This window comes from Streptomyces jeddahensis (assembly GCF_001642995.1).
In the GTDB taxonomy this organism is placed as follows: domain Bacteria; phylum Actinomycetota; class Actinomycetes; order Streptomycetales; family Streptomycetaceae; genus Streptomyces; species Streptomyces jeddahensis.
Window position 1 is genome coordinate 47,823 of the sequence record NZ_LOHS01000071.1, and the last position, 23,512, is coordinate 71,334.

Below are 23,512 nucleotides of genomic sequence, written 5' to 3' on the forward strand. Positions count from 1 at the left end.
CCCAGGAGATGGAGTCCATGATCGTGAATGCCCTCCCCGAACTCCACAAGCCCGAAGCTGCTCAACCCCTGAGAAAGGCACCACCATGTGGGACATCGACCGAGTCGCGCGCGAACTGACATGCCGCGCCACCGCACGCCGCGCCGCGGGCCGGATCACGACCGAGTGGCCCGAGCTCGACCTCGCACGCGCCTACACCGCGCAGGACCGCCTGGTCGAACTCCGGGTCCAGGAGCGGGCGGAGACCGTCGTGGGTGTGAAGCTGGGCCTCACCTCGGAGGCGAAGCAGCGCCGCATGGGAATCTCGGCGCCGCTCACCGCATGGGTGACCAACGGCATGCGGCTGGCCCCGGGAGAACCGCTGGAGGTCGCCTCGCTCATCCACCCGCGGGTGGAACCGGAGATCGTCTTCGAGATGGCCGAGGACCTGGCGGGCCCTGGCGTCACGCGCGAGTCGGCGATGCGCGCGGTCGCGTCCGTCCGCGCCGGCCTGGAGGTGATCGACTCCCGCTTCGTCGACTTCAGCTTCGCCCTGCCGGATGTCGTCGCGGACAACGCTTCCGCCGCCGCGTACGTGGTGGGTGACATGGTCGTCGGACCGGAAGCCCTCGACCTCGCGGCCGAGCCGTGCACCCTCACGGTCGACGGCGAGAGTGTCGCCAAGGCCACCGGAGCCGATGTCCAGGGACACCCCGGTGAGGCGCTCGCCCTCGCCGCGAACGCCCTTGGCGAGCGCGGCCACCGCATCAAGAAGGGCAGCTTGGTCCTCACCGGCGGCCTGACGGACGCCGTGTTCCTCACTCCGGGTGCCACGGTGACCGCGACCTTCGGCCATCTCGGCTCGGTGTCGCTCAGCGGAACCTGACCGCACCCGTCACCGCTCCCCACTCCCCGCAACGCCGTCACGAACAGAACAGGACCGCACACCATGTCAGACCGGCCGAGCACACCAGAGGAATTCCTCGCGTCCTACGAGGAACTGGTCGGCTTCGTACCACCGCGGGTCGCGTCCCGGTTCGCACGCGCCGCGGCCGAGGGCGCCGGCCGCGAGGAGGTTCTCCTCGCCCAGGAACGGCTGCGCAACCTCGTCATGTACCCCGACTGCCTCGACCAGCGCACGGTCCAGCTCGTCCTGACGGGGATCCTGCACAGCAAGCTCAGCGACGCCGCCGCGCTGCACGGCGTCGCGGCCCGCCGCGCCGGCGCCACCGACGAACAGCTTCAGGCCGTCATCGACCTCGCCTACCTGTTCACGGGGATGTCCGCGGCCAACCGCGGCCCGGCGCTCATGGAAGCCATCGACGAGCTGGAGGCCAAGGCCCGATGAACACCGCCCTGCCGGAAGAACCCGTCTACGACGTCGCCCAGCTCGGTCACGCCGAACTGCTCACCCCGGTGTACGAGGACAGCCTGCGCTTCTTCGTCGACATCTACGGCCTCGACCTGGTCGCAGAGGAAGGCGGCAGCGCCTACCTGCGCGGCTGGGGCGACACCGAACTGACCACGCTCAAGCTCACGGCCGCCGCGCAGGCGGGCCTCGGACACGTCGGCTGGCGCGCCGTCAGCCCTCAGGCGCTCGCCCGCCGCGTCGCCGCATTGCGTGCGGCGGGGGTCGAGGGCGAGTGGATCGACGGCGACGTCGGACACGGCAAGGCCTACAGGTTCCGCGCGCCGAGCGGCCAGCTCATGGAGGTCTACTACGAGAGCGAGAAGTACCACCCGACAGGCGCGCGGAAGCCGTACCTCCCCAATCAGCCGCAGGCGGAGATCCACCGCGGCGTCGGCGCCCAGCGCATCGACCACATCAACATCCTGGCGCCGGACGTTCCCGGAACTCGGGAGGTCATGGCCCGCACACTCGGGTTCAAGCTGCGCGAGTACCTGGTCCCGCCGGGGCAGGGCGAGGTGGGCGCGTGGATGAGCCTGATGAACAAGGCCCACGATCTGGCCATCACCCGTGAAGCGGAGCCGACTTCGGGACGGCTGCACCACCTGGCGTACGCCGTGGAGAACCGCGAAGACGTCCTGCGGGCAGCCGACACCTTCAGCCAGCTGGGCCAGCCGATCGAATTCGGCCCGGCCAAACACTCGCGCACCCAGGGCTTCTTCCTCTACGTCATTGAGCCGGGAGGCAACCGCATCGAGGTGTTCTCCGGCGGCATCCACATCTTCGCCCCCGACTGGGAGCCGGTCCGCTGGACCACCGAGGCCGGCGGCCGTTCCACGGCCTGGGGCCTGGACGTCCCGCCCAGCTTCCACGGACACGCCACGCCCGTGCTCGTCTGAGCGGGCGCTTGGATCGGCAACGACGGCCGGCACGTTGGGCCGGAGGTGGGCGACCGGCTGCACGTCAGGGTGACCGCCGGCGTCGCCACTTGTGCCGAGCCTGTAGGTGAGCGCCGGCTTGTTGCCGCTCACGTTGTCCCAAGCAGCAGGAATGTGGGGGCTGTTGCGTGGAGGGCGGCGGAACGAGCTCCACCAACCGCCTGCGTATGTGGCCAGCGGTTGGAGCGCTGGCGGGTGCTACCCGGGGGGCGGACTCCAGCAGGTGGCGCCACGTGACCGCCGGGAAGCCGTGGCGGTGGCGTGGCGCCGCGCGGGACCCGGCGTGGGGTTTGGTCGGACCACGGTGTGGGTCTTGACAGGAGGTCGTCAGTCGGGCTTCCCTTGACGCGTTGCGCATTGCGATACTGTTGTGTCATTAGCAACAAACTCGTCCTCGGTTGCGGCTCCGGTCCGACGGACCGCGACGCCCAGCGACGGCCATGGGCACGGCTCTGATTCCCCTACACCGCGGAGTAGCGCTACAGATGACTCGCAAGCCACCTGCTGAGGACCCCGGCGACGCCCGTCTGCGGGTCGGCCCCCCGAAGGAGTACGCCGCCGGCATCCCCGCGGTCACCTCCTCGCTGCGGCACGCCGGCGAACAGATGGGGGCCCGCCGCAGCCTGCTCACTCTGCTCCGGGTCAATCAGAAGGAGGGCTTCGACTGTCCCGGCTGTGCCTGGCCTGAGCCGGAACACCGACACCGGGCGGAGTTCTGTGAGAACGGCGCCAAGGCCGTGGCCGAGGAGGCCACCGTCCGCCGCGTCACCCCCGGCTTCTTCGCCGAGCACACCCTGGAGGATCTCCTCCCCCGCAGCGACTACTGGCTTGGGCAGCAGGGACGCCTCACCCACCCCATGTACCGCCCGGCTGGCAGCGACCGCTACCGACCGATCTCCTGGGACGACGCGTTCGCCGTGATCGCCCGCGAGCTCGCCGCACTCGATCACCCGGATCAGGCCGCCTTCTACACCTCCGGACGGGCGAGCAACGAGGCCGCGTTCCTCTATCAGCTCTTCGTCCGGGGCTTTGGCACCAACAACCTGCCGGACTGCTCCAACATGTGCCACGAGTCCAGCGGCTCGGCCCTGACCGAGACCATCGGCATCGGCAAGGGCAGCGTCCGCCTGGAGGACCTCTACGAGGCCGACCTCATCCTCGTCGTCGGCCAGAACCCCGGCACCAACCATCCCCGCATGCTCTCCGCGCTGGAGAAGGCCAAGCAGCGGGGCGCTCGCGTCATCGCGGTCAACCCCCTGCCCGAGGCCGGGCTGCTCCGGTTCAAGAACCCCCAGCGGCCCTCCGGCATCGTCGGCGGCGGCACCCGGCTGGCGGACCAGTTCCTGCAGATCAGGCTGGGCGGAGACCAGGCGCTGTTCCAAGCCTTCAACCGCATGCTGCTGGAGGCGGAGGACGAGGCACCCGGCACCTGCCTGGACACCGCTTTCATCGACCGGTACACGCATGGCTTCCAGGAGTTCGCCGAGCACGCCCGCAAGGCGTCGTGGGACGAGATCCTTCAGGCCACCGGGCTGCCCGAGGAGGAGATCCGGGCCGCGTTCCGCCAGGTGCTGGCTGCCGAGAAGATTGTCGTCTGCTGGGCGATGGGACTCACCCAGCACAAGCACTCCGTGCCCACCATCCGGGACGTCGTCAACTTCCTTCTGCTGCGCGGCAACCTCGGCCGCCCGGGGGCCGGCCTGTGCCCGGTGCGCGGCCATTCCAACGTGCAGGGCGACCGCACGATGGGCATCTACGAGAAGCCGGACGGCGCGTTCCTCGACAGGCTCGGCGCCGAGTTCGCGTTCACGCCCCCGCGGCATCACGGTCACGACGCGGTGGAGACCATCCGTGCCATGCGGGACGGTGACGTGCGGGTCTTCGTCGCGCTGGGCGGCAACTTCGTCGCCGCGGCCCCCGACACCGACCTCACCGAGCAGGCGTTGCGCAACTGCCGCCTCACCGTCCAGATCTCGACCAAGCTCAATCGCTCGCATGTCATCGCCGGGGAGCAGGCCCTCATCCTCCCGTGCCTCGGCCGAACCGAGGCCGACCTGCGGCCGAGCGGGCCGCAGCTGGTGACGGTGGAGGACTCCATGGGCATGGTGCACCTCTCGCAGGGGCGGCTCGCCCCCGCGTCCGAGCACCTGCTGAGCGAGGTCGCGATCATCTGCCGGATGGCACGGGCCGCCCTTGGGGACGCAGGCCCGCAGGTGCCGTGGGAAGACTTCGAGTCGGACTACGACCGCATCCGCGACCGCATCGAACGCGTGATCCCCGGCTTCGAGGACTTCAACACCCGGGTACGGCAGCCGGGCGGCTTCGCCCTGCCCCACCCGCCTCGCGACGAGCGACGCTTCACGACCGCCACCGGCCTGGCCAACTTCACCGTCAACCTGCTGGACAGGCCCCACGTCCCGCCGGGTCGGCTGCTGCTGCAGACGCTCCGTTCCCACGACCAGTACAACACCACCATCTACGGCCTGGACGACCGTTACCGCGGCATCCACCAGGGCCGCCGGGTCCTCTTCCTGCACCCCGACGACCTCGCCGAGCGAGGACTGACCGAAGGGGACCTCGTCGACATCGTCAGCGAGTACGAGGACGGGGTGGAGCGCAGGGCGCCGGCCTTCCGGGTCGTGCCGTACCCGACCCCCCGAGGCTGCTGCGCCGCCTACTTCCCGGAGACCAACGTCCTCGTACCCCTGGACTCCACGGCTGCCATCAGCAACACCCCCACGTCGAAGTCCATCGTCGTCCGGCTGGAACCGGCCTCCGCCGACGCGTAGCCCAGTGCGTGACCGGCGGGCGTGCATAGCCCGCCGGTCGTCCGCTCCCTTCCCGAGAGGCGGTGACCGATGAGCGCAGCCGCATACGACCTCGCCCCGCTGGCCCGCTTCGGCGGTCTCGTCGCCACCGACCTCCGGGACGTGACCAGCGATCCGGCGGCCCTGGACTCGACCGGTTTCTGGGCCGTGGTCGCCGACTTCGAGGGGCGCCTGGTCTGTGCGCGCTTCGGGGACGTACGCCGTGCGTCCGTGCCCGCCGCCCAGGCGGGCGCTTGGCGCGGCCCGGACCCGGACGCCTGGACGTCCTCCCTCGACCGGGCCGCCTACACCGCCGGGGTCCGGCGCATACGCGAGCACATCGCGGCCGGCGAGGTCTACCAGGCCAATCTGTGCCGGGTCCTGTCCGCGCCGTTGCCCGACCCGGAGCGCGCGGACGTCGACGCCCTCACCGCTTTACTGGCGCGCGGCAATCCGGCGCCGTACGCAGGCACGGTGCGCCTCCCCGCGCACGGTGTGGAGATCGCCACGGCCTCGCCCGAACTCTTCCTCCGCCGCGACGGCCGTACGGTGGAGTCCGGCCCTATCAAGGGCACCGGCCGGACCGCCGCGGACCTCCTCGAAAAGGACCACGCCGAGAATGTCATGATCGTGGACCTGGTCCGCAACGACCTGGGGCGCGTCTGCGCTACCGGCTCCGTGACCGTGCCCGGCCTGTGCGAGGTCGAGGAGCATCCCGGCCTTGTGCACCTGGTGTCCACCGTCCGTGGCGAGCTCGCCGAAGGCGCCGGATGGCCGGAGCTGCTCGCCGGAACCTTCCCGCCCGGGTCGGTCACGGGCGCCCCCAAGTCCAGCGCGCTGCGCATCATCGCGGCGCTGGAGACGGCGCCCCGCGGACCGTACTGCGGTGGCGTCGGCTGGGTCGACGCCGACCGCGGCACGGGTGAACTCGCGGTCGGCATCCGCACCTTCTGGGTCGACCGCACCGCTCCCGGCGGCCCATTGATGCGCTTCGGTACGGGGGCCGGGATCACCTGGGACTCCGACCCCGAGCGTGAGTGGGCGGAGACCCAGCTGAAGGCGCGCCGTCTGCTCGGGGTGGCGTCGGCTGCGTACTCGCAGACGGGTTGATCGCGGTCGGGCAACTCTTCTCGACGGGGCCCTTGACAGCCCTTCTGAGGAGTCAGATTGTTGTTGCCCATAGTGAAAAGAAATGCATCATTCGCAACGGTCTCCGGGTGGCTGCTGCTCCGCCTCCCGTCCCCTCGCCGATCTCCCACCCGGTCCGGTGTGTCCATTTTGTCACGGCGGAACACCTGACGATTTCCCCTCTTGCTCGGTCGCGCATCCGTCGTCCGCGACAGAGAGTCCACTGCCGTCTGCGGAAAGGACGAGCTGATGAACAAAACCCGCGAAAGGAACGGGAGCCGAAGCCATACCGTCGAGGCGGATCTGCCGGGAAGCCCGGCGGCATCCGCCGTCCCCCGGACCGACCTGGTCGTCTTCGGCGTCGCCGCGGTCCTCACCGTCGCCTTCGTCGTGTGGGGAGCCACGGCGACCGACTCGCTGGAGAGTGTGTCCGGGAAGCTGCTGGACGGGACCATCCGCAACGGCGGCTGGGCATTCGTCCTCGCCGCCTCGGGCTTCGTCGTCTTCGCTCTCTGGCTGGCGATGAGCCGTTACGGGCGGATCACCCTGGGCGAGGAGGGCGAGCAGCCGGAGTTCCGCACCGTCTCCTGGATCGCCATGATGTTCAGCGCGGGCATGGGCATCGGCCTGATGTTCTACGGCGTGAGCGAACCGCTGTCACACTTCACCACGCCGCCGCCGGGCACCGACCCGGCCGACGCCGCCCAGGCCATGGAGACCGCCATGGCCACCACCCTGTTCCACTGGACGCTCCACCCGTGGGCGATGTACGCGGTCGTGGGCCTGGCCATCGCCTACAGCACCTTCCGGCGCGGACGCCGACAGCTGATCAGTGCCGTGTTCACCCCGTTGATCGGCGAGAAGCGGGCGAACGGCTGGGGCGGCAGGGTTATCGACATCCTCGCCATCTTCGCCACCCTCTTCGGCTCCGCGGCCTCTTTGGGGCTCGGCGCTCTGCAGATCGGCAGCGGCTTCACCGGACTGGGATGGCTGGGATCCGTCGGCACCGGCCTGCTGGTCGCCGTGATCGCTGTGCTGACCGTGGCGTTCGTCGCCTCGGCGGTGTCCGGGATAGCCAAGGGCATCCAGTGGCTGTCCAACATCAACATGGTGCTGGCGGTGACCCTGGCGGTCTTCGTGTTCCTCGTCGGGCCGACCATCTTCATCCTCGACCTGCTGCCCACCTCCATCGGCGCCTTCCTCGGCGACCTGACCCAGATGGCAGGGCGTACCGAGGCGTCGAGCGGTGAGGGAGTCGCAGACTGGCTGGCCGGCTGGACGGTCTTCTACTGGGCCTGGTGGATCTCCTGGACGCCGTTCGTCGGCATGTTCATCGCGCGCATCAGCCGCGGCCGGACCATCCGGCAGTTCGTGGGCGGGGTCATCCTGGTGCCGAGCACCGTCAGTCTGCTGTGGTTCGCGATCTTCGGCGGCTCGGCGATGCACCTGCAGGACGAAGGCCGCCTCAGCGACGCCGCGACAGCCCAGGGCCAGCTCTTCGACGTGCTCCAGCAGTACCCGATCGCCACGGTGACGAGCATTGTGGTGATGATCCTCGTCGGCATTTTCTTCGTCTCCGGAGCCGACGCCGCCTCGATCGTGATGGGGACGCTCTCGCAGCGCGGATCCCTGGAACCGAGCCGCGGCATGGTGGTGTTCTGGGGTGTGCTGACCGGGGCGGTCGCCGCGATCATGCTGCTCATCGGCGGCGGCAAGGGCGACGCGCTCACTGGACTGCAGAACCTCACCATTCTCGCGGCGGCCCCCTTCACTCTGGTGATGGTCGGGTTGTGTATCGCGCTGACCCGAGATCTGCGCCAGGACCCGCTCATCATCCGCGGGCGCAAGGGCAAGGAAGCCATCGAATCGGCCGTCATCGCCGGCCACGAGAAGTACGACGGCGACTTCGAACTTCGCATCGGTCCCTGCTCGTCCACCGATGGCACGGAGTCCACGCAGCCCCAGCCGTCCACCCAACCCACGTAGCACACATCCTCCTCCGCTCGCTGAGATCGGCGGACCCGCCCGGCGGGGTCGTGGAACCGACATGTGCGGCCATGGCCCCGCCGGGCGTTCGCGCTGTTCCGCCGCGATCCCGCCCAGCTGAGGGAAACCCCGTCGCGCTCCTTGACCCACGGTCGGCACTCCACGATGCTGTGTTGCGATAGATGAGATGCGTGCCGTAATGAGCAACATCTGAGCGACATCTGATTCAAGTCTCGACCAGCCGAGGAGTGGCCATGACGCACCAGGTCCGTGCTGTCGTCGCGCGGGGCAAGGGCGCCCCCGTCAGCCTGGAAACGATCATCGTGCCCGACCCGGGTCCGGGTGAGGCGCTGGTGAAGATCGAGGCCTGCGGGGTCTGCCACACCGATCTGCACTATCGCGAGGGCGGCATCAACGACGACTTCCCGTTCCTGCTGGGCCACGAGGCCGCGGGTGTCGTGGAGTCGGTGGGGGAGGGGGTGACCGACGTCGCGCCCGGCGACTTCGTGATCCTCAACTGGCGTGCGGTGTGCGGGCAGTGCCGTGCCTGTCTGCGCGGACAGTCGTGGTACTGCTTCAACACCCACAACGCGAAGCAGAAGATGACCTTGCTGGACGGCACCGAGCTGTCGCCTGCCCTGGGCATCGGCGCGTTCGCCGAGAAGACGCTGGTCGCGGCCGGGCAGTGCACCAAGGTCGACCCGAACGCGTCGGCGGCCGCCGCCGGTCTGCTGGGGTGTGGCGTGATGGCGGGCATCGGCGCGGCCATCAACACCGGGAACGTCGGACGGGGCGACTCGGTCGCCGTCATCGGCTGCGGCGGTGTCGGGGCCGCGGCGATCGCCGGATCGAACCTGGCGGGCGCGGCGAAGGTCATCGCGGTGGACATCGACGACCGCAAGCTGGAGACGGCCAAGAAGCTGGGCGCGACCCACACGGTCAACTCCAAGGACGCCGACGCGGTCGAGGCGATCCGCGAGCTGACCGGCGGCTTCGGCGCCGACGTCGTCATCGAGGCGGTCGGCCGCCCGGAGACGTACAAGCAGGCTTTCTACGCCCGCGACCTCGCCGGCACGGTCGTCCTGGTCGGTGTGCCGACCCCGGAGATGAAGCTGGAACTGCCGCTGCTGGACGTCTTCGGCCGCGGCGGCGCGCTGAAGTCCTCCTGGTACGGCGACTGCCTGCCGAGCAGGGACTTCCCGATGCTCATCGACCTGTATCTGCAGGGCCGCCTGGACCTGGACGCCTTCGTCACCGAGACCATCGCGCTGGACGAGGTCGAGAAGGCCTTCGAGCGGATGCACCACGGCGACGTGCTGCGCTCGGTGGTGGTCCTCTGATGGCCGCCCGCATCGAACATCTCGTCACCTCGGGGACGTTCTCGCTGGACGGTGGCACCTGGGACGTCGACAACAACGTGTGGATCGTCGGCGACGACACCGAGGCGATCGTCATCGACGCCGCGCATGACGCCGAGGCGATCGCCCAGGCCGTCGGCGGGCGCACCCTGCGGGCCATCGTGTGCACGCACGCGCACAACGACCACATCGACGCCGCGCCCGAGCTCGCGGAGCGCACGGGTGCCCCGGTCCTCCTGCACCCGGACGACCTGCCGCTGTGGAAGCAGACCCACCCCGACAAGGCGCCGGACGCCGAACTGACCGACGGCCAGACCCTCGCGGTGGCCGGCGTCGAGTTGACCGTACTGCACACGCCCGGACACGCCCCCGGCGCGGTCTGCCTGTATGCACCGGCCCTGACGGCCCTCTTCAGCGGTGACACGCTGTTCTCCGGTGGGCCGGGGGCGACAGGGAGGTCGTACAGCCACTTCCCGACCATCATCGAGTCGATCCGGGACCGGCTGCTGACGTTGCCCGGCGACACCGTCGTGCACACCGGACACGGGGACACGACCAGCATCGCCGCCGAGGCCCCGCACCTGAAGGAGTGGATCGACCGAGGTTTCTGACGCCTGCCGGCACTCCTCACAGCCCGCCGCATCGGCTCGCTGCCATCGCGAGCCGATGCGGCGGGCTGCTGTTGTTCTATATGAATTGAGTTCTGAATTGCGCAACGCGATGAAGGGCTTAGAGCGCCCTCTGAACACCTTGACAAGGGTTATGGGCGACCCCAGACTGATGTTGCGCTTACCGCAATCCGTTTCGTTATACGCACCGAGGTGTCATGATGATTCCCGCGTGCCGTCTCGAGGATCTCCCGCGAGGCGAGGCCCACCGGCTCGACATCGATCCGCCGGTCTCGGTGTTCCACACCGACGACGGCGAGCTCTTCGCCATTGACGACACCTGCACCCACCAGGACGCCTCGCTCGCCGACGGCTGGCTGGAGGGATGCGAGGTGGAATGCCCGCTGCATGCTTCGAAGTTCGACCTGAGGACCGGCGCTGTCGACGCCCCGCCGGCCAAGCTTCCGGTCCGGACGCACGAGGTCGTCGTCGAGGACGGCATGATCTACGTCCGGCTGTCCACGGAGGCACCCAACCTGCCGCCCTGCGTCGCAGCCCGGCTCGCCGGGGGTCCCGCGTGATGACCGTCGCCGTGGTCGGCGCCTCACTGGCCGGCCTGTCGGCGGCGCGCTCGCTGCGCAAGCAGGGCTACGACGGTCGGCTCGTCCTCATCGGAGACGAGCTCCACCGCCCGTACGACAGGCCCCCGCTGTCCAAGGAGTTCCTGTCCGGCACTCTCGGCGAGGCTGAACTCGCCCTGGAGGCGGACGACGAGGACCTCGGGGCGGAGTGGCTGCTCGGCGTTCGTGCCACCGGACTCGACCACGCGCGGCGTGCCGTCCGGCTCGGCGACGGACGGGAGGTGCAGGCCGACGGAGTCGTCATCGCGACCGGTGCCGCAGCGCGCACCCTCCCCGGTTCCGAAGGTCTGACCGGAGTGCACACCCTGCGCACCCTGGACGACGCCCGAGCTCTGCGGGATGAACTGGCCCGCGGCGGACGGCTGGTGGTGATCGGCGGAGGCTTCATCGGAGCCGAAGTCGCCTCCACCGCGTACGCCCTCGGGCTCGACGTGACGGTCGTCGAAGCGGCACCTACACCGCTCGCAGGACCGCTCGGCGAGACCATGGGTGCCATCGTCTCTGCCCTCCACGCCGATCACGGCGTACGGCTCTTGTGCGGCGTGGGCGTCAAGGGGCTGAGCGGGGAGACCCGCGTCGACGCCGTCCTGCTCGAGGACGGCCGCAGCATCCCCGCTGACATCGTCGTGGTCGGTGTGGGCGCACGCCCGTGCGTCGAGTGGCTGCAAGGCTCCGGCATCGCCCTCGACAACGGCGTCAAGTGCGGCGCGGACGGCCGCACCAGCCTGGCCGGTGTGGTCGCGGTCGGTGACTGCGCCAACTGGTACGACCCGCGCGCCGGCCACCATCGCCGGGTCGAGCACTGGACCGGTGCGCGCGAGCGCCCCGACGCCGCGGTCGCCACGCTGCTGGCGGGGGGTGCGGTGGAACCCGGTGTGCCCCGGCCGCCGTACTTCTGGTCCGACCAGTACGGCGTGAAGATCCAGTTCGCCGGTCACGCGGCCGGCGCCGACAGCGTCACCATCGAGGCGGGCGCCGCGGACGACCGCGACGTCCTGGCCGTCTACCGGCGTGCCGGGAACCCGGTCGCCGTGCTCGGGATGAACCAGCCGCGGCTGTTCATGCGCTGGCGCAAGAAACTCGCCGCCACCGTATCTTGACACCGCCCCAGCGACATCCCATGCTGCGGTTGCATATAGCACGCAGCGTTGCTCCATATACAACGCCGTCCGGAGTCGCTCTTCCCGGCGCGTGAATGACCCCTCCACGACGTTCTCCCGAGGAGTGCACCGTGACCTCGACCAGCCTGCCGGACAGCCTGATCGCCACTCTCCCCGGCTCCTCCTACACGGATCCGGAGATCTTCGCCCAGGAGCAGGAGCGCATATTCGAGACCATGTGGTTCTGCGTCGCGCGCGCCTCAGAGCTGGCGAAGCCCGGCGCCTTCCGCACCGTGGACGTGGGCCGCGAGAGCATCCTCGTCACCCGGGCGCGTGACAACTCCGTCCGTGCGTACTTCAACGTGTGCCGGCACCGCGGAGCCAAGCTCTGCACCGAGGAGACCGGTGAGGTCAAGCGGGCTTTCCAGTGCCCGTACCACGCCTGGACCTACGATCTGAACGGCAAGCTCGTCGCGGCGCCCAACCTCACCAAGATGCCCGACGTCGGCCGCACCGAGTACGGCCTGGTGAGCGTGGCGGTGCGCGAATGGCTCGGCTATGTCTGGGTCTGCCTCGCGGAGAACCCGCCCTCCTTCGAGGAGGACGTCATCGGCGAGGTCATCGCCCGCCTCGGCGACGTCGAGTCGATCGAGCGCTACGACATCGAGAACCTCTCCGTCGGCAAGCGGATCGTCTACGACGTCAAGGCGAACTGGAAGCTGATCATCGAGAACTTCATGGAGTGCTACCACTGCGCCACGATCCATCCCGAACTCACCGAAGTACTCCCGGAGTTCGCGGACGGTTACGCCGCGCAGTACTACGTCGGCCACGGCGCCGAGTTCGGTGACGACGTCCAGGGCTTCACCGTGGACGGCTCCGAGGGTCTGGACCGTATCCCGGGCGTCGCCGAGGACCAGGACCGCCGCTACTACGCGATCACCGTCAAGCCCCAGGTGTTCATCAATCTCGTGCCCGACCACGTGATCTTCCACCGGATGTATCCGGTGTCCGTGGACCGCACCGTCGTCGAGTGTGACTGGCTGTATCTGCCGCACGTCGTCGAGAGCGGCAAGGACGTCAGCCGGTCCGTGGAACTCTTCCACCGGGTCAACCAGCAGGACTTCGACGCCTGCGAGCGCACGCAGCCCGGAATGAGCTCCCGGATGTACGCCAAGGGTGGCGTGCTGGTGCCTAGCGAGCACCACATCGGCGCCTTCCACGACTGGGTGAACGAGCGCCTGGGCACGCCTCAGGGCTGACTCAGCCCAGGTAGCCCATCCGGTGGCTGATCTCCTCCGCGCCCTTGAGCAGCACTGGGGAGAGCTCGTGCAGGCGCTCCTCGGTGAACCGGTAGGAGGGCCCGGAGGCGCTGAGCGCCGCGATGACCTCTCCGTCCCGGTTGCGCACCGGGGCGGCCATCGCGTGCAGACCGACCTCCAGCTCTTCCAGGGTGAAGGCGTAGCCCCGCTCCCGCGCCTCGGCGATGTTCTTCTCGAGCTTCGTCTTCGCGGTGATGGTGTGCGGGGTGACCTTCTTCATGCTGGAGGCGGACAGCAGCGCGGCGCGCTCCTTCGCGGGCAGGTGGGCCAGCAGGATCTTGCCGCTCGAGGTGGCGTGCAGGGGAGTCAGCTGGCCGACCCAGTTGTGCGCGGTGACGGCCCCCGGACCGCGCACCTGGTACAGGTTGATCGCGTAGTGCTCCTGCATCACGGCGATGTTGACCGTCTCGCCGATCTCCTCGGCGAGACGTTCGCAGATGGGGCGGCCCTGCTGGGTGATGTCGATACGGCCTGTGACGGCGCCGGCCAGGCGTACGATGCCGAAGCCGAGCCGGTACTTGCCGCGCTCACCGGCCTGCTCCACCAGACCGCGCGCCTCCAGGGCGCCGAGCAGGCGGAAAGCGGTGGACTTGTGTACGTCGATCTCGCCCGCCACCTCACTGACGCCCGCTTCGCCACGCTGCGCGAGGATCTCCAGGACGCTGATGGCGCGGTCCACCGACTGCACGCCGCCGGCTTGCGAATTCGACGTTTCCGTGTCAGGGCTGTAGTTGCTCACAGTGAAACTATACGCGCAGTAAACAACGCCCCTGCAAGTAACAGCACCGAAACCAAGATGTAGGAAGTTGCGTCGCTCGCAACCTGGTGCGTATAGCGCGACCGGGTCTAGCATGCCTCGCACATCTACGGCGCGAGCGAGACGAGGCACCATGGCTCCCCTGCAATACGACTTCGTCATCGTCGGTGGTGGTTCGGCCGGCAGTGCACTGGCGAACCGGCTCTCCGCTGACCCGGCCAACCGGGTGCTGGTCCTGGAGGCGGGCCGGTCGGACTACCCGTGGGATGTCTTCATCCACATGCCCGCGGCGCTGACCTACCCGATCGGCAGCCGGTTCTACGACTGGAAGTACGAGTCCGAGCCCGAGCCCCACATGGGCGGCAGGCGCATCTATCACGCGCGCGGCAAGGTGCTGGGCGGGTCCAGCAGCATCAACGGCATGATCTTCCAGCGCGGAAACCCCATGGACTACGAGCGCTGGGCTGCCGACCCGGGCATGGAGACCTGGGACTACGCACACTGTCTGCCGTACTTCCGGCGGATGGAGAACTGTCTGGCAGCCGACCCGGACGACGAGTTCCGCGGCCACGACGGCCCCCTCGTCCTGGAGCGAGGCCCGGCGACCAACCCCCTCTTCGGCGCCTTCCTCAAGGCCACCCAGGAGGCGGGCTACGTCCCCACCGACGACGTCAACGGCTACCGGCAGGAAGGCTTCGCCAAGTTCGACCGCAACGTCCATCGCGGACGTCGCCTGTCGGCCTCCAAGGCGTACCTGAAGCCCGCGATGAAGCGGCCGAACCTCACCGTCAAGACCCGCGCCCTCGTCACCCGCGTCCTCTTCGAGGGCAAGCGCGCCGTCGGCGTCGAGTACCAGCGCGGACGGGGAGCGCTCCAGCAGGTCCGCGCCAGGGAGGTCATCCTCTGCGGCGGCGCCATCAACTCCCCGCAGCTGCTTCAGCTCTCCGGCGTCGGCAACGCCGAGGAACTGCGCGCCCTCGGCATCGACGTCGTCCACGACCTCCCGGGCGTCGGCGAGAACATGCAGGACCACCTGGAGGTCTACGTCCAGTACGCCTGCAAGCAACCCGTCTCCATGCAGCCGTACATGGCGAAGTGGCGCGCACCTTTCATCGGGTTGCAGTGGCTCTTCCGCAAGGGCCCGGCCGCCACCAACCACTTCGAGGCAGGCGGCTTCGCCCGCAGCAACGAGGACGTCGACTACCCCAACCTGATGTTCCACTTCCTGCCCGTCGCGGTCCGCTACGACGGCTCCTCGCCTGCCGGTGACCACGGCTACCAGGTGCACGTCGGACCCATGTACTCGGACGCCATCGGCTCGGTGAAGATCAAGAGCAAGGACCCGCGCGAACACCCGGCGCTTCGCTTCAACTACCTCTCCACCGAGCAGGACCGCCGCGAATGGGTCGAGGCGATCCGGGTTGCCCGCAAGCTCCTCAACCAGCCCGCACTCGCCCCGTACAACGGCGGGGAGGTCTCACCGGGACCGTCGGTGGAGACGGACCAGGAGATCCTCGCCTGGGTCGCCAAGGAGGGCGAGACCGCCCTGCACCCGTCCTGCACCTGCAAGATGGGCACCGACGAGATGTCCGTTGTCGACCCCACCAGCATGCGGGTGCACGGCGTGGAGGGCCTGCGCGTGGTGGACGCGTCGGTGATGCCCTATGTCACCAACGGCAACATCTACGCGCCCGTCATGATGATCGCCGAGAAGGCCGCCGACCTCATCCTCGGCAAGGAGCCCCTGGCGCCCTCGAAGGCCGCGTACTACCGCCACCGTGACGCCCAGAAGCAGGCGGGGTAGGCGTTGGGTGCCGCAGGGCTGAGGGTGCTGCTGCACAGCGTCCGCTACGAGGTGCTGCCCGCCAAGGCGACCGAGGACAAGGTCCTCGCCCACGTCCCGCGCGACGTCGTCGTCACCGTGACGGCGTCGCCGGTCAAGGGCCTGGAACCGACCCTCGACCTCGCCGGTCGGCTCGCGGGGCACGGCTACCGGGTCGTCCCGCACGTGCCGGCGCGGCTGCTGCGGGACGACGGGCATGTGAAGGAGGTCGTCGACCGTCTCCGCGAGGTCGGCGTCGACGACGTCTTCGTGCCGGCGGGCGACGCGGATCCGCCGGCCGGCACGTACGAGGGAGCGCTGCCGGTGCTACGCCAGCTGAGCGAGCTGGGCAGGCCGTTCGCCCGCGTCGGCGTCACCGGCTACCCCGAGAGCCATCCCCTCATCCACGACGACGTCACCATCCAGGCGATGTGGGACAAGCGCGAGCACGCCACGTACATCGTGAGCAACCTGTGCTTCGACCCGCGGGTGCTGGGGGAGTGGATCGCTCGTATACGGCGCCGGGACGTCACCCTGCCCGTGTACGTGGGTGTCGCCGGGCCCGTGCAGCGGGCGAAGCTGCTGGCGATGGCGACGAAGATCGGAGTGGGGGAGTCGACGCGCTTCCTGACGAAGCACGCCTCGTGGTTCGTGCGTTTCGCGGCGCCCGGAGGGTATGCACCCGAGCGGCTGCTGTCCCGCACGGAGGAGGTCCTCACCGCACCCTCGGCGGGGGTGGCCGGTCTGCACCTGTTCACGTTCAACCAGATCGCCGAGACGGAGCGGTGGCGCCGCGCGTTGCTGGACCGGCTGGGCGGCTGAACCAGGAGAAGGACGGCCACGGGCCGGCGCGCGTGGGCCGTATACGACAAGGGCGGGACCGGAAATCCGGTCCCGCCCCGCTGTGACGGTGGCTCAGCGGAAGACCACCGTGCGGTTGCCGTCCACCATCACGCGGCTCTCGCTGTGCCACTTCACCGCGTGCGCGAGCACCTGTGCCTCCACGTCCCGCCCGACCGTGACCAGGTCGCCGGGGTCGAGCGAGTGGTCCACCCTGACCACGTCCTGGTCGATGATCTGGCCCTCGTCCAGGTCCGGGGTCACATAGTGCGCCGTTGCGCCGACGAGCTTGACTCCGCGCTGGTAGGCCTGCTCGTAGGGGCGCGCGCCCTTGAAGCTGGGAAGGAAGGAGTGGTGGATGTTGATGGCGCGGCCTTCCAGCTCCTTGCACAGGTCGTCGGAGAGAACCTGCATGTAGCGGGCCAGCACGACCAGGTCGATCTCCAGCTCACGCACGAGCTCCATCAGCCGCGCCTCGGCTTCGGGCTTGGTCTCCTTGGTCACCGGGATGTGGTGGAACGGCACGCCATACGTCTCCGCGAGCCCCTCGAAGTCCCGGTGGTTGGAGACGATCGCGGGGATCTCGATGTTGAGGGCGCCGGTGCGCCGGCGGAAGAGCAGGTCGTTCAGGCAGTGGCCGAACTTGGACACCATGATCAGCGTCCGGGTCGGTGTGGCTGCGTCGCTCAGGCTCCATGAGATGCCGTAGGCCTGGGCCACGGGACCGAACCGGTAACGCAGTTTTTCCAGATCGGCGTTTGGATCGGAAACGTCGAAGTGGACCCTCATGAAGAAGCGACCTTGAAGTCGATCGTCGAACTGCTGGCTTTCCAGGATGTTGCCGGAGTTCCTGACGAGAAAGCCGCTCACGGCGTGAACCAGTCCCGCGCTGTCGGGACAGGAGAGGGTGAGGACGTACTCACGGCCAGGTTGCGGGCGAGGGGACATGGGCGGCCTCCGCTGGTGCGTATTGCACAACATGGTGAGCGATACGCAACATGGTCGGCTCGGCGCCGCCCCTCGGTCAAGGGCGGGCGGGTAAAGGGGCGAATGGTGAAATCGTCACCGGCCAACCTCTTGACGTCTGTCTGGACATTCGCCAGGGTGTTCCACCACAGGCAATCGGGTGCACGATGCGCAACGAATTTCCATTGAAAGGCTTGTCGCGTGGCAGACCTGTATGTGGATGGCGAATGGCGGGACCCGGTGGCCGGTGGGCACCGGGACATCCGCTGTCCCGCGGACGGCACGCTCGCCGCGACCGTGTCGGAAGCGACACGCCCCGACACCGAGGCGGCGATCGCCGCGGCCCGGCGAGCCTTCGACGAGGGGCCCTGGCCGGGCACCTCCGAGCGGGAGCGCGGTGCGCTGCTGCTGCGCACCGCCGACATCATCGAGCGCGATGCCAAGGAATTCGCCCGCGCGGAGTCCCTGGACACCGGCAAGCGGCTGGTGGAGAGCGAGTACGACATCGCCGATGTCGTCTCCTGTTTCCGCTACTACGGTGGACTTGCGGGCACCGACGCCGGCCGTGTGATCGACACCGGCCGCGACGACGCCGTAAGCCGCGTCGTGTACGAGCCGGTCGGCGTGTGCGGGCTCATCACCCCCTGGAACTACCCGCTTCTGCAGGCCAGTTGGAAGGTCGCCCCGGCGCTCCTCGCCGGCAACACGATCGTCCTCAAGCCCAGCGAACTCACCCCCTCCACCTCCATCCTGCTGATGAAGGCCCTGGAGGAGGCCGGAATCCCGGCCGGCGCCGCCAATCTCGTCCTGGGCACGGGACCCGAGGTGGGCGCGCCGCTCTCGGAGGACCCGGCCGTCGACATGGTCTCCTTCACCGGAGGCCTGGAGACCGGCAAGAGGATCATGGCCACGGCCGCGTCGACCGTGAAGAAGGTCGCGCTGGAGCTCGGCGGCAAGAACCCCAATGTTGTTTTCGCCGACGCCGACTTCGAGACGGCCGTGGACTTCGCCCTTACGGCCGTCTTCCTGCACTCCGGCCAGGTCTGCTCGGCCGGCGCCCGCCTGATCGTCGAGGACTCCCTGCACGACCGCTTCGTCGACGAGGTCGTCCGCCGCGCCCGGCAGATCCGCCTGGGCGGCCCCTTCGACCCGGACGCCGAGACCGGTGCGCTGATCTCCGCACAGCACCTGGAGAAGGTCGAGGCGTACGTCGCGGCCGGCCTCGCCGAAGGCGCCGTACTGCGCTGCGGCGGCGCACGCCCCGACGACCCCGCGCTGGCGAACGGCCACTACTACCCGCCGACCGTCCTCGACGAGTGCCGGCAGGACATGCGTGTGGTGCACGAGGAGTCCTTCGGCCCCGTGCTCACCGTCGAGCGCTTCACCGACGAGGACGACGCCGTCCGCATCGCCAACGACACCGAGTACGGACTCGCCGGAGCCGTGTGGACGCAGGACGCCGGCAAGGCCCAGCGGGTCGCGCGGCAGCTGCGCCACGGCACGGTGTGGATCAACGACTACCACCCCTATGTGCCGCAAGCGGAATGGGGTGGCTTCGGGCATTCGGGCGTGGGCCGGGAGCTGGGACCGACCGGCCTGAACGAGTACCGAGAGCCCAAACACATCTGGCAGAACATCCAACCCCGGCCGCAGCACTGGTTCCGCGGCTGAACGCCGAAAGAAGGTCGAACGTGACCACACAGACCGAGGTGCCGCAGCGGCGCGGCACGCCCCAGGACTCGGGCTCCACCCCGGTCATATCCGTGCGCAGGCTGTGGAAGGTGTTCGGGCCGAAGGCCGACCAGGTGCCGGACTCCGAGGAGCTGTGCGGGCTCACCCGCCGCGAGCTCATGGACCGCACCGGATGCACCGCCGCCGTACGCGACGTCCACTTCGACGTCTCGCCCGGCGAGGTCTTCGTCGTCATGGGACTGTCCGGCTCCGGAAAGTCCACGCTGGTGCGATGTCTGACCCGACTGATCGAACCCACCGCCGGTGAGGTCGTCTTCGAGGGCGAGGACATCCGCCAGGCCGACGACAAGCGCCTGCGCGACCTGCGGCGCCGGAAGTTCTCCATGGTCTTCCAGCACTTCGGTCTGCTGCCCCACCGCCGCGTCGTCGACAACGTGGCGTTCGGTCTGGAGATCCGCGGCATGGGAAAGGCCGCACGCACCAGGCGCGCCCAGGAGGTCGTCGAGCTCGTCGGCCTCGCGGGCTATGAGAACTCCTACCCCGACCAGCTGTCCGGCGGTATGCAGCAGCGTGTGGGCCTCGCCCGGGCGCTGGCGGGCGACCCGGACGTGCTCTTCTTCGACGAGCCGTTCTCGGCGCTCGACCCGCTGATCCGCCGCGACATGCAGAACGAGGTCATCCGCCTCCACCACGAGGTCGGCAAGACCATGGTGTTCATCACCCACGACCTCTCCGAGGCCCTCAAGCTGGGCGACCGCATCCTCATCATGCGCGACGGCAAGATGGTCCAGTGCGGCACCGGCGACGAGCTGGTGGGCGCCCCGGCGGACGACTACGTACGCGAATTCGTCAAGGATGTGCCCCGCGGTGACGTGCTCACCCTGCGCTGGATCATGCGCCCGCCGGCGGACGGCGACGCCCTGGACGGTCCCGAGCTGGGCCCGGACGTCGTGGTGAAGGAGGCTACCCGGGCGGTGCTCGCGGCCGACAAGCCGGTCAAGGTCGTCGAGAACGGCAAGCTGCTCGGCATCGTCGGCGACGAGGAGATCCTCGCGGTGGTCGCCGGGCAGGAAGGCGGCGCGTGATGACCGTCGCCGTGGAGAAGACGGAGAAACCGGAGAAGACCCAGGCCGTCGAGCAGGCCGCCCCCGTCAAGAGCGTGCGCAAGGTCAGCCGGTCCATGGTGGTGGCGGCGATCCTCGTCGTCTGGCTGGTGCTGTTCCTCGTGCTGCGCGGCAAGCAGACCCTCGCCCTGGCGGCGGCGGACCTGACCGATCTGCACCGGTGGTTCAACGACGTCAACGACTCGATCGGCGCGAACCGCAACTCCAACCCGCTGTTCCTGTACTTCTTCAACGAGATCCGCCTGGTCATCGACACCCTGGTGACCTTCGTACAGGAGTTGATCTCGCAGCCGTCCGCCGACCGACCCGTCCCGCAGATCGGGTGGCTCGGTGTCGTCGGCATTGCGGGCTATGTCTCCTGGGCCGTCGGCAACTGGAGGGTCGCGCTGCTGGCGGTGGCCGGATTCACCTTCCTGGGCCTGCAGGGCCTGTGGCAGGAGAGCATGGACACCCTGGCGCTCACCGTCTCTGCGGTCTTCGTGGCGCTGCTGTTCGCGATCCCGCTGGGTGTGTGGGCGGGGCTGTCCGACCGGTTCAACCGGATCATGACGCCCTTCCTCGACTTCATGCAGACGATGCCGACCTTCGTCTACCTGGCGCCGCTCACCCTGTTCTTCCTGATCGGCCCGGCCTCCGCCACGATCGCCACGCTGATCTACGCGGCGCCTCCCGCCATCCGTATCACCGCGCACGCCATCCGCTCCGTGCCGGAGACGACGGTCGAGGCGGCCGACTCGCTGGGGGCGACACGACGGCAGGCCCTGATGAAGGTGCTGCTGCCGATGTCCAAGCGCACCGTGGTCATGGGCGTGAACCAGACCATCATGGCCGCCCTGGCCATGGTCACCATCGCGGCCCTGATCGACGCGCCCGGCCTCGGCAAGACCGTCGTACAGGCCCTGCAGTCGCTGGACGTCGGCACGGCCTTCAATGCGGGTCTGGCCATCGTCGTCATGGCCATCGTGCTGGACCGGGTCACCACCGCAGCGAGCGGGCGCGAGGAGGCGGCCCGGCGTTCGAAGAACCGCTTCCTGACCTGGCGACGCCCGCTGCTGGCCGTGGGTGCGGCGATCACGACGGTCCTGATCTACCTGTCCCACACCTATGTATGGGCGGCGGAGTTCCCCGGCGAGGGAGGCACCGGCAGTGCCATCTCGAGCGGGGCCGACACCGTGACCACCTGGGCGCAGGACAGCCTGTCCGGGATCACCAACGCCTTCCGCGACGCGATCACCAACGGTCTACTCAACCCGTTCCAGACACTGCTCACCGACTCCCCGTGGTGGCTCGTCGGCGCGGCCCTGATCGCGCTCGGCGTCGTCCTCGGCGGCTGGCGCGCCGGCATCACCACGGCGGTGTGCGTGGGCCTGCTGGTCGGCACCGGGGTGTGGTCGGACAGCATGACGACTCTTGCGTCGACCGTCGTCGCCACGGTTCTCGTGATGCTGCTCGGCATCGTCTTCGGCGTGTGGATGGGACGCAGCGCGCTGATGGACCGGCTGCTCAGGCCCAGCCTGGACGCGGCCCAGGTCATGCCGCCGTTCGTCTATCTCGTACCGTTCCTCGCGCTGTTCGGCGCGACCCGCTTCACGGCGATCGTCGCCGCCGTCGTCTACGCCGCGCCCGTTGCCATGAAGATCATCGCGGACGGGGTACGGAACGTGCCCGCCACCACCGTGGAGGCGGCCACCTCTGCCGGGTGCAACACCTGGCAGATCATCACCAAGGTCCAACTGCCGATGGCACGCGGCGCCCTGACTCTCGCCACCAACCAGGGCCTGATCTACGTGCTGTCGATGGTTGTTGTGGGCGGCCTGGTAGGCGCGGGCGCCCTCGGCTACGACGTCGTGGCCGGCTTCTCGCAGGGACAGCTGTACGGGAAGGGGCTCGCCGCAGGGCTCGCCATCGTCCTTCTCGGAGTCATGTTCGACCGGATCACTCAGGCAGCGGCGCGGCGTACCAGCGCGTAAGGAGCAACTGACCATGGCAAGGCAAGCAAGACAATGGAGGGTCGGCGCGGCCGGCATAGCGGGCGTGGCTGTCATCGGACTGGCCCTCTCCGCCTGTGGCGGTGCGAAGGTCGGTGACAGCTCCTCTGAGGCCGGCGGCTCGGGCAGCTCCGGCAAGTGCGGCACCTTCAACATCGCGGTCAACCCGTGGGTGGGTTACGAGGCCAACGCGGCGGTCATCGCGTACGTCGCGGAGCACGACCTCGGCTGCAAGGTCACCAAGAAGGACCTGAAGGAAGAGATCGCCTGGCAGGGCTTCGGGACGGGCGAGGTCGACGCCGTCGTGGAGAACTGGGGTCACGACGACCTGAAGAAGAAGTACATCACCGACCAGAAGACCGCCGTCGATGCCGGCCCGACCGGCAACGAAGGCCTCATCGGCTGGTACGTGCCGCCGTGGCTGGCCAAGGCGCACCCGGACATCCTCGACTGGAACAACCTCAACAAGTACGCGGCGAAGTTCAAGACCTCCGAGTCCGGCGGCAAGGGCCAGCTCCTCGACGGCGACCCGTCGTTCGTCACCAACGACGAGGCCCTGGTGAAGAACCTGAAGCTGGACTACAAGGTCGTGTACGCGGGCAGTGAGACCGCCCTCATCCAGGCCTTCCGCAAGGCGGAGAAGGACAAGGAATGGGTGATCGGCTACTTCTACGAGCCGCAGTGGTTCATGTCCGAGGTGCCCCTGAAGAAGGTCAAGCTGCCCGACTACAAGGCGGGCTGCGACGCCGACGCCGAGAAGGTCGCCTGCGACTACCCCGTGTACAAGCTGGACAAGATCGTCAGCGCGAAGTTCGCCAAGTCGGGTAGCCCGGCCTATGACCTGGTGAAGAACTTCACCTGGACGAACGACGACCAGAACATCGTGGCCAAGTACATCGCGGTGGACAAGATGACCCCCGAGGCGGCGGCGAAGAAGTGGGTCGAGGCCAACCGCGACAAGGTGGAGGCCTGGATCAAGTAGCGCCGGAAGCAGGGAGTAGGACGCCGGTCGGAACATGCCCGGTGGGCGGTGCGCATCCCGCGTGCG

19 protein-coding genes are annotated in these 23,512 nt (G+C 68.8%); 17 read left to right on the forward strand and 2 right to left on the reverse strand.

Translation table 11 applies throughout. The features are described 5' to 3' along the window. The first annotated feature begins 85 nt into the window (after positions 1–85). The 11 genes from STSP_RS13060 to STSP_RS13110 all read left to right on the forward strand — a co-directional run bounded on the left by STSP_RS13060 (position 86) and on the right by STSP_RS13110 (position 13,215). Entirely contained in the window at positions 86–865 is a 780-nt protein-coding gene (locus STSP_RS13060; protein ID WP_067276384.1) for a 2-keto-4-pentenoate hydratase, read from the forward strand. A gap of 63 nt (positions 866–928) precedes the next feature. Continuing rightward, positions 929–1,327, forward strand: a complete 399-nt coding sequence (locus STSP_RS13065; protein WP_067276386.1) for a carboxymuconolactone decarboxylase family protein — start codon at positions 929–931, stop codon at positions 1,325–1,327. Further along, positions 1,324–2,286 (forward strand): VOC family protein, encoded by a 963-nt coding sequence (locus STSP_RS13070; RefSeq protein ID WP_067276388.1) that lies wholly within the window; start codon positions 1,324–1,326, stop codon positions 2,284–2,286. Before STSP_RS13065 ends, STSP_RS13070 begins: the two co-directional genes overlap by 4 nt. Positions 2,287–2,810: 524 nt before the next feature. Then, on the forward strand, positions 2,811–5,114 hold the full coding sequence (locus STSP_RS13075; RefSeq protein WP_067276390.1) for an FdhF/YdeP family oxidoreductase: 2,304 nt from the start codon (positions 2,811–2,813) through the stop codon (positions 5,112–5,114). Between the two features lie 69 nt (positions 5,115–5,183). After that, positions 5,184–6,242 (forward strand): chorismate-binding protein, encoded by a 1,059-nt coding sequence (locus STSP_RS13080; RefSeq protein WP_067276392.1) that lies wholly within the window; start codon positions 5,184–5,186, stop codon positions 6,240–6,242. 267 nt (positions 6,243–6,509) lie between these two features. Next, positions 6,510–8,246, forward strand: a complete 1,737-nt coding sequence (locus STSP_RS13085) for a BCCT family transporter (RefSeq protein ID WP_067276400.1) — start codon at positions 6,510–6,512, stop codon at positions 8,244–8,246. A 254-nt stretch (positions 8,247–8,500) separates the two neighbouring features. Beyond that, positions 8,501–9,586, forward strand: a complete 1,086-nt coding sequence (locus STSP_RS13090; RefSeq protein WP_067276401.1) for an S-(hydroxymethyl)mycothiol dehydrogenase — start codon at positions 8,501–8,503, stop codon at positions 9,584–9,586. Continuing rightward, positions 9,586–10,215: an MBL fold metallo-hydrolase gene (locus tag STSP_RS13095; RefSeq protein ID WP_067276405.1), complete on the forward strand. Its 630-nt coding sequence runs from the start codon at positions 9,586–9,588 to the stop codon at positions 10,213–10,215. The genes STSP_RS13090 and STSP_RS13095 overlap by 1 nt, the downstream gene beginning before the upstream one ends. Positions 10,216–10,430: 215 nt before the next feature. After that, positions 10,431–10,793, forward strand: a complete 363-nt coding sequence (locus tag STSP_RS13100; RefSeq protein ID WP_067276415.1) for a bifunctional 3-phenylpropionate/cinnamic acid dioxygenase ferredoxin subunit — start codon at positions 10,431–10,433, stop codon at positions 10,791–10,793. Next, positions 10,790–11,953, forward strand: coding sequence for an NAD(P)/FAD-dependent oxidoreductase (locus tag STSP_RS13105; RefSeq protein ID WP_067276418.1), 1,164 nt, complete (start codon positions 10,790–10,792; stop codon positions 11,951–11,953). The genes STSP_RS13100 and STSP_RS13105 overlap by 4 nt, the downstream gene beginning before the upstream one ends. Before the next feature lie 131 nt (positions 11,954–12,084). Next, positions 12,085–13,215 (forward strand): aromatic ring-hydroxylating oxygenase subunit alpha, encoded by a 1,131-nt coding sequence (locus STSP_RS13110; protein ID WP_067276421.1) that lies wholly within the window; start codon positions 12,085–12,087, stop codon positions 13,213–13,215. 1 nt (position 13,216) lies between these two features. Here STSP_RS13110 and STSP_RS13115 read toward each other — a convergent pair whose 3' ends face one another. After that, entirely contained in the window at positions 13,217–13,963 is a 747-nt protein-coding gene (locus STSP_RS13115; protein ID WP_067276424.1) for an IclR family transcriptional regulator, read from the reverse strand. 202 nt (positions 13,964–14,165) lie between these two features. On the opposite strand from STSP_RS13115, the gene betA reads away from it, so the two are divergent. Together betA and STSP_RS13125 are read left to right on the forward strand one after the other, a co-directional pair. Then, entirely contained in the window at positions 14,166–15,836 is a 1,671-nt protein-coding gene (gene betA, locus STSP_RS13120; protein ID WP_067276427.1) for a choline dehydrogenase, read from the forward strand. Positions 15,837–15,839: 3 nt separating this feature from the next. Beyond that, positions 15,840–16,676 carry a methylenetetrahydrofolate reductase gene (locus STSP_RS13125; protein WP_067276430.1) on the forward strand — a complete coding sequence of 279 codons (837 nt, stop codon included), beginning with the start codon at positions 15,840–15,842 and terminating at the stop codon, positions 16,674–16,676. 93 nt (positions 16,677–16,769) lie between these two features. On the opposite strand, the gene purU is transcribed toward STSP_RS13125, so the two are convergent. Beyond that, positions 16,770–17,642, reverse strand: coding sequence for a formyltetrahydrofolate deformylase (purU, locus tag STSP_RS13130; protein ID WP_067276433.1), 873 nt, complete (start codon positions 17,640–17,642; stop codon positions 16,770–16,772). 219 nt (positions 17,643–17,861) lie between these two features. Between purU and STSP_RS13135 the strand changes: the two genes are divergently transcribed. The 4 genes from STSP_RS13135 to STSP_RS13150 are packed head-to-tail and all read left to right on the forward strand — an operon-like array spanning position 17,862 to position 23,446. Continuing rightward, complete coding sequence (locus STSP_RS13135; RefSeq protein WP_067276436.1) at positions 17,862–19,331, forward strand: aldehyde dehydrogenase family protein; 1,470 nt, start codon at positions 17,862–17,864, stop codon at positions 19,329–19,331. Between the two features lie 20 nt (positions 19,332–19,351). After that, positions 19,352–20,437 (forward strand): quaternary amine ABC transporter ATP-binding protein, encoded by a 1,086-nt coding sequence (locus STSP_RS13140; RefSeq protein ID WP_067276437.1) that lies wholly within the window; start codon positions 19,352–19,354, stop codon positions 20,435–20,437. After that, entirely contained in the window at positions 20,437–22,446 is a 2,010-nt protein-coding gene (locus STSP_RS13145) for an ABC transporter permease (RefSeq protein ID WP_067276440.1), read from the forward strand. Before STSP_RS13140 ends, STSP_RS13145 begins: the two co-directional genes overlap by 1 nt. A gap of 13 nt (positions 22,447–22,459) precedes the next feature. Next, the gene (locus STSP_RS13150; RefSeq protein WP_067276441.1) at positions 22,460–23,446 is read left to right on the forward strand and encodes an ABC transporter substrate-binding protein; all 987 of its coding nucleotides are present in this window, start codon (positions 22,460–22,462) and stop codon (positions 23,444–23,446) included. Positions 23,447–23,512: the final 66 nt, after the last annotated feature.